The organism is Mesorhizobium sp. M0293, from assembly GCF_040321735.1.
Lineage (GTDB): Bacteria > Pseudomonadota > Alphaproteobacteria > Rhizobiales > Rhizobiaceae > Mesorhizobium.
This window is the reverse complement of record NZ_JAMYSA010000208.1, coordinates 1-5,157: the sequence shown is the minus strand read 5'-3', so window position 1 is coordinate 5,157 and position 5,157 is coordinate 1. Positions and strand designations below refer to the sequence as shown.

The 5,157-nt window shown below is 55.5% G+C and carries 6 protein-coding genes and 3 pseudogenes; 4 read left to right on the top strand and 5 right to left on the bottom strand.

The annotated features are described in order from the left end of the window. The coding region (locus NKJ06_RS34315; RefSeq protein ID WP_352812349.1) for a transposase at positions 1 to 230 on the bottom strand (230 nt) is incomplete at its 3' end. Positions 231 to 304: 74 nt separating this feature from the next. Between NKJ06_RS34315 and NKJ06_RS34310 the strand changes: the two are divergent. Then, positions 305 to 594 (top strand): annotated as a pseudogene (locus NKJ06_RS34310) (IS5/IS1182 family transposase); the annotation flags it as partial. 104 nt (positions 595 to 698) lie between these two features. On the opposite strand, the pseudogene NKJ06_RS34305 reads toward NKJ06_RS34310, so the two are convergent. After that, positions 699 to 974: pseudogene (locus tag NKJ06_RS34305) on the bottom strand (transposase); the annotation flags it as partial. A gap of 73 nt (positions 975 to 1,047) precedes the next feature. On the opposite strand from NKJ06_RS34305, the pseudogene NKJ06_RS34300 reads away from it, so the two are divergent. Continuing rightward, positions 1,048 to 1,176: pseudogene (locus NKJ06_RS34300) on the top strand (IS256 family transposase); the annotation flags it as partial. Positions 1,177 to 1,239: 63 nt separating this feature from the next. Beyond that, entirely contained in the window at positions 1,240 to 1,368 is a 129-nt protein-coding gene (locus NKJ06_RS34295; RefSeq protein WP_352812347.1) for a hypothetical protein, read from the top strand. Between the two features lie 491 nt (positions 1,369 to 1,859). Here the strand turns inward: NKJ06_RS34295 and NKJ06_RS34290 are convergent, their stop codons facing one another. The 3 genes from NKJ06_RS34290 to NKJ06_RS34280 all read right to left on the bottom strand — a co-directional run bounded on the left by NKJ06_RS34290 (position 1,860) and on the right by NKJ06_RS34280 (position 4,431). After that, positions 1,860 to 2,627, bottom strand: a complete 768-nt coding sequence (locus tag NKJ06_RS34290) for a class I SAM-dependent methyltransferase (RefSeq protein WP_352812351.1) — start codon at positions 2,625 to 2,627, stop codon at positions 1,860 to 1,862. Positions 2,628 to 2,675: 48 nt separating this feature from the next. Beyond that, positions 2,676 to 3,578: an endonuclease/exonuclease/phosphatase family protein gene (locus tag NKJ06_RS34285; RefSeq protein WP_352812346.1), complete on the bottom strand. Its 903-nt coding sequence runs from the start codon at positions 3,576 to 3,578 to the stop codon at positions 2,676 to 2,678. A 64-nt stretch (positions 3,579 to 3,642) separates the two neighbouring features. After that, the gene (locus NKJ06_RS34280; RefSeq protein ID WP_352812345.1) at positions 3,643 to 4,431 is read right to left on the bottom strand and encodes a class I SAM-dependent methyltransferase; all 789 of its coding nucleotides are present in this window, start codon (positions 4,429 to 4,431) and stop codon (positions 3,643 to 3,645) included. Positions 4,432 to 4,690: 259 nt separating this feature from the next. On the opposite strand from NKJ06_RS34280, the gene NKJ06_RS34275 reads away from it, so the two are divergent. Further along, the gene (locus NKJ06_RS34275; RefSeq protein ID WP_352812343.1) at positions 4,691 to 4,882 is read left to right on the top strand and encodes a hypothetical protein; all 192 of its coding nucleotides are present in this window, start codon (positions 4,691 to 4,693) and stop codon (positions 4,880 to 4,882) included. Positions 4,883 to 5,157 lie beyond the last annotated feature (275 nt).

Below are 5,157 nucleotides of genomic sequence, written 5' to 3'. Positions count from 1 at the left end.
AAGAGCTTCATTTGTGCCTTCTGCCGTGCGAAGACGTGCTCGACGAAGGCGCGGATTTTTGAGCGCCGGCCGTTGGCTCGAGACGTCGTCTCGCTCATCGGCCGAGCTTTCGGCTTCTTCTGGTGGATGTCGGAGACATAGCCGTTCCGATCGAGCCACTCCTCGTTCTTCTTCGAGCGATAGGCGGTGTCGGCCCACACGGTCGAGCCGGTGTTCCCGCGGTTGAGCACATTGCGAAGCTGTGCCCCGTCATAGGCTGACGAGATGCTTGTCGAAACGGGGCGAACAGGTTCTCCACCGCGCGGCCGTCGACGCCACGATCGTGGCGGCGCCCAAACAGCGAAATACCGATGCCGAGAAGGCCGACATAAAGGCGGGCAAGGTTCCGGATGCCTGGAAGGACGAGCCCGCGAAACTGCGGCAGAAGGATCGGGACGCGCGCTGGACGGTCAAGTTCTCGAAAGCCAAAGTGGCCGAGGACGGAAAGGCGCAGCAGCGCGATATCGCCATTCCAGCCTTCGGTTACAAAAACCATGCCGCCATCGATGCCGGCACGGCTTCATCCGCGGCTGGAACGTCACGAGTGCGCCAAGGCCGGCTATCTTGCAATGGGGGGCCAGATCGCCCTTGGTGAGATGCTCGCGGAACAGCCAGATCGTCTTTGCATCCGGGACCCGGTCGCCGAGCCCCAGCCCGAGGAACCGCATGAAGGAAAGTCGGTCCTGGATCTGGAATTCGGCCTGGTCGTCGGACAGGCTGTAAAGCGCCTGCAGCACCATGATCCTGAACATCATCACCGGGTCGTAGGGAGGGCGACCGCCCTTCGCGCCATCGGAGCGCTTCAGCGCCTTGGCCAGTGGTTTGCGGAAGACCTCCCACGGCACCACCGCGTTCAGCTTTTCCAGCGGATCGCCCGCCTCGCTCAGCCGGACATAGCGCTCCTCAATATCCCAGAACCCCGCCTGTCCCCGCATCTATAGCCTCCATGCAAATCACCAGCGCAGTGAATCAGAAAACGATCGAGTTGGGGAGGTTCTTCGAGGTGTCCAGCTGCTCTATCTGATCTTGAACCGATCAGAGAAAGAGTGGAAAATGCCGCCACGGGAGTGGACCATGGCCGGGGCCCAGTTCGCCGTCATCTTCGGCGAGCGCTTCATCCGGGCCATGGCGGCGTAATGTTCAACCGCCCGCCCGCACACGGAAATTCTGACACTCCCGATCAGCCTCGTCGACCGCCTCATGCACCGATCCGAGGTGATCTCCATCGAAGGCGATTCCTATCGCTTCAAGGAAGCGGCCGAGCGATCAAAGGCACAGCGCGAAAAACGCACCAGCCGCTCCTCCGGCGAAAAGGTGCCCTCGGCATGAAACCAGATCCTCAACCGTCCGGCCTCAGTCGTGGTATCCACTTCCTCATCAATCCCGAATGGACACCCGAACAGGCGCTCGCTGTCTTCGAGCTCCTCAGCGATCTCGCCGATAGCATCTGGTCGCACTACGGAGTCCAACTCCAGGAACTTATCCCAGGAGCAGCAACGAACACCGACCGATCACAGCGATATCGAAAAAGCCCCGTCCTCGTTCTAAAGCACACATCCTCGACACTCGGCGGCCTGCAAAGGCCGCCTTTTTGTTCCGTCCGCAAGCACCAAGCTCTTGTCGTCGTTTAGCCGCGCTTTTGAAAAGCCATCAACACTCTCCCTGTAACAGTCCATTTTGTGCGATGAACCGAATGTCCAACTACGCTTCGCACGCTTCCTGTTCAGTGGTTGTTGCGGGGTTGGCCAGCGCTCAAATGTCTCCGCCGCGAAACAGCAAGAATATTTGAAGGGCGGCTTGAGTTCGCACGCTCCGATACGTCACCGTGATTTTACGGACCAACAGTGAGCCCTCATGTGAAGGTCAACGGTATCCCGACCGTTCAACAAGCCGCCAATTTCGGTAATAATTGAGTCCCATGTCTTCTTATCAACTTGCGCCGGTATATTGTGAGCCCCTCGCCACATTCCAATGTATCGGTCTTTTGTGAATGTTTCGACTATTTTGGCGTTTATGTAGACACAGTCGTCAAATTGCGTTGACTCCCAAACGCGGCGGGCCGGCCCTGCCAACAGTTCTTCATAGTTGAGATAAACTCTTCCAATGCCAGGAGCCAAGCGCCTTACAAGCGCTTCAATCTCCTGGAGAACCGGATCTTCGTCGACTGCTCGCAGATTCCAAATGACGCTTAGCCGTCCTCCCGACTTCAAAAGCCTATCGAATTCATGGAGAGCACGCAACGAGTCCGCCCAATGAAAAGCGTTGCCCATACAAATCCAATCGATTGAGCAACTCGAGAGGTTCGTCGCTTCGGCATGCCCACTAACCCAGGTAACATTCCGGAGTTCACTGAGACGAAGTTGCCCCTCTTGCATCATTGCTCTATTCGGTTCGACTGCCCAAACTTGGGCGGCATGTTGGGAAAGAAGCCGGGTCAAGTTGCCGGTTCCAGCGCCGATATCAGCGATGCAAAGGGATCGGGCTGAAGGCAATAAACCTCGCAATGCGTCGATTGCAGACGCAGGATACCCAGGTTCATGAACATAATGCGGTGCCGATCTTGAGAAATCGCCCCACGTCGCAGCCATTTTCTGCGTCACCGTTTTTACTCCGTTGTATTGTTAGGGGCTGATCATCTATATATTTTTCAATCTTACATATAGGGGAAAATGGTCCGAGTACATACAGTCGGAGATGACCTCACACGATTCCACAAGGTGCGAAATAGTGTTACTTAGAAAACAATAGTCTACTCGATAGCCGAGATTTCCCACCCCATTCGGATGAAAAGTCGCATCGTTACCGCCCTTGTCTGCGCCATCTTCTGCGTTTCCGGCGGTGACCCAGGCATCAATCAAGCCGGTGTCTTTGTCAATAACTCGCCCCAGACGGGGGTGATGGCATCCGACGAGTAACTCATACGGCGGGTCGCCCGGCCTAAAATTAAAGTCGCCGAGTAAGATCGCCTCGTCGGGCACGAGCGGATGCGCTTCGTTAAACCAACTTTCGTCACCGTGTTTCCCGCTGACCGGCGGGCCCTCCACTCTGGAATGTCTGACAATGTTGAGCAGCTGGGTAATGTGAGACTCTGCGACAATAGGAAGGGGATATGTTAGATGTACGACGTAAATGCGGATAGGTCCGTTGGGGAGTTCGACCACCGCTTCAATGAGACCCCGATGGAGATTCAAGTGAAGAGCGGATTGGTGACCCAGCAGCGAGTGTTGACGCGCCCAAAGGATGGGGTACCGTGACAAAAGTAAGTTGCCGAACTGTCGGCGGCCGCATGAAGGCGGCAAGGCGGATGACTGATGAACCGCCTTACACTCATCGATCGTCGGCCCCCAAATATGGTAATGGGTCGGCATAGCAGAGAGTATCTCCGCAACTTGGTCAGCGTGGCCCGATCGCTCCCAATGCCGCTCAACCTCCTGTAGGGCGATCAAATCGAATGGTCGGATCAAGTCGACTATTCGACTGAGGTCATGAACGTGATCTTGCCCGCGTCCATGCTGTATATTGTAGGTAAGCAAGTCCATCCATCAGCTCCGATCAACGAGAGCAATGCCGAGGATAGGGTTTTGTATATCGTCTCGAGTTGAGTTAAGGACGAACAGCAATATCAGCAACAACATAGCCCCTCTCGTGGAATATCCCGGCATCGCTAAATTCGCGAAGAAATCTGTCTAACCCTGAAATGAACTGATCTTTTCGATCGCCGAGTACACCGGGACAAGCTCGAGACGTCGAAAGCACGTAGCCGGTAAGCGCCTCTATATTCCACACCCACTCGTAATCGAATTTGAGAGTTTCAACCCGCGAAAACGCCGAAGCGCGTAGGGTCTCAATGTGAGGATAGGGAAGTGGCTGTCGTGTGCCCTGTTTCCCAGCCGCCATCTTACCGCCGTTCCATGCGTCGACGAAATCCCAGAGAGGTTGAAACCAGTCCCCTGGCTCGGAAGCCGTCCTCTCCTTGTCAACAATGGCTATAAAACCGTGCTGCGAAACTTGGTCGTTCAAGGAGGATAGAGTGCCTTCGCGATCCATGTAGTGAAAGCTCTGCCCCATCGTCACGGCATCAAAGACACCGTAGTCGGCACGCAAATCCGCCAAACGGCCGCGAACGAACTGAATGTTCTGCACCCCGTCTTTGGACGCGGAACTCTCCGCCTCCTTTAGCATTTCAGGGTCCGGGTCGACGCACACAACCTCCGTGGCGAAGGCAGCAATCGGCCTTCCGAGAAGCCCTGTACCGCATCCGAGGTCCAGAACGCGCCGATTCTCCAATGACTGCAATCGTCCGTTCAGAGCAGCTAAAAGCTCGGCCGGATAATCGGGCCGGAAACGGCGATAGTAGGGCGTGGCCCCTTCAAACAAATCATCATTGTACATTCTCATTCTCCAGCGGTCGGGCGCCATATCATTCGCGCGTCCTCAAAATCGCTCGAATCTGCTTATTGCACTTATTGCAAGTGTGCCGACGTTCCCGAGAATATCGCAAAGACCTCATGCTGTCGCGCGATATGGCAGTATGTATTCGCCCGGCGCCTGGCAAGACCTTCATGAAGAAAAGAGTTATCTTGTATCGGTGTATGGACCCCGCAGGTGACGCCTTTTTTCCGATAATATACGCACACGACGCAGACCTGACATGCTGCTTTCCTCTCTTCGTTCAATCGATCGTGGTTATCAACCACGACATGAGACTCCGTCGGCAGCTACTGCCGCTTTTCCAGAATTAAGCATCAAAAGTCGTGCCATCTGTGCAGGAAATGCCCTTAAAAAAGGTGTTCTCGATAGTATTCAATGGCTTGAAGGATGGCGGGAGCAGGAGCCAAGCTGAACAACCCGTGTCGCTTACTCGACAAACCCGGCAGTAGTGTCGGTTGCCCACCATCTGGCGAACAGAATTCCCCTCCGCGAGAAGCGAATTCACGTGTCATTCAACTGGACACCTCGAAGAACCTCCCCATTTCGGCGCATTTCTGGATCGTGTCCCGTAGCGTGGTGTAGCTGGCGGCATTGGTCGCCGTGCTCTCCGGCATGGGGCCGGGCTGATCAGCGTGCCACGGCTGGCAGGCTGATCAGAGGATCATCGCTCATTTGGCTGATGGTTTC

Excerpts from the sequence above, each read along its gene's own strand:
- NKJ06_RS34295 (WP_352812347.1), top strand. The coding sequence starts at position 1,240 with ATGCACCGATCCGAGGTGATCTCCATCGAAGGCGATTCCTATCGCTTC.
- NKJ06_RS34290 (WP_352812351.1), bottom strand. The coding sequence starts at position 2,627 with ATGGCTGCGACGTGGGGCGATTTCTCAAGATCGGCACCGCATTATGTT.
- NKJ06_RS34285 (WP_352812346.1), bottom strand. The coding sequence starts at position 3,578 with ATGGACTTGCTTACCTACAATATACAGCATGGACGCGGGCAAGATCAC.
- NKJ06_RS34280 (WP_352812345.1), bottom strand. The coding sequence starts at position 4,431 with ATGTACAATGATGATTTGTTTGAAGGGGCCACGCCCTACTATCGCCGT.
- NKJ06_RS34275 (WP_352812343.1), top strand. The coding sequence starts at position 4,691 with ATGCTGCTTTCCTCTCTTCGTTCAATCGATCGTGGTTATCAACCACGA.